1 pseudogene is annotated in these 584 nt (G+C 47.9%); it reads left to right on the plus strand.

Features of this window, described 5'->3' with window-relative positions:
- Window positions 1–210: 210 nt before the first annotated feature.
- Window positions 211–584: pseudogene (locus DSM107010_RS37950) on the plus strand (ISLre2-like element ISCst1 family transposase); the annotation flags it as partial.

Raw genomic sequence — 584 nt, forward strand, 5'->3', positions numbered from 1 at the left:
AAGGGCGCAACGCAAAAAAGTGGGATTGGGTAGGGTAGCGTGAAAAGCACAAAAAAAAGTAGGATGCCTGGGCAAGATGTTTGGGCAAGGCCCAAGCAGCCAGGAGTTCCTACCATGAATTGCAATAACACTATACCTGCAACACTAGATTTAGCGAAATGCCTTGAAAGCTTTGAGAAGACAATTGCCGCTGAACTGTGACTCGATAGTGTGTCACGGTGGGATGGGCGAACTCTTCGTGACCGAGAACAGAAAATTAGACAAGCGGCGCTTGAGCTAGCGGGACAATGTATCGCCTTGCTGTTACACAATCTCTCAGAGTCACCCGAAGCAATGAAGACGGCGAAAAAACAAACACAGGGATGGCGACACCCGAAAAGTCAGGGGAATGGGCGAGTTGAGCGGCAAGTACTATGTTTAGGTAACGTTGTGGTATCTCTGCGGTTACCATATGTGGTAGAACGGTCAAATCAACTACACTCCAAATGCCGAAAAACAAGAGGACAGGGGTTTTGTCCGCTGTTGAGATGGTTGTGTATGGAAGAAGGTATTACTCCTTTAATCTGGTCTACTGTGGCGCAGAC

Origin of the sequence: Chroococcidiopsis cubana SAG 39.79 (assembly GCF_003991895.1) — a bacterium.
Classification (GTDB): Bacteria; Cyanobacteriota; Cyanobacteriia; order Cyanobacteriales; family Chroococcidiopsidaceae; genus Chroococcidiopsis; species Chroococcidiopsis thermalis.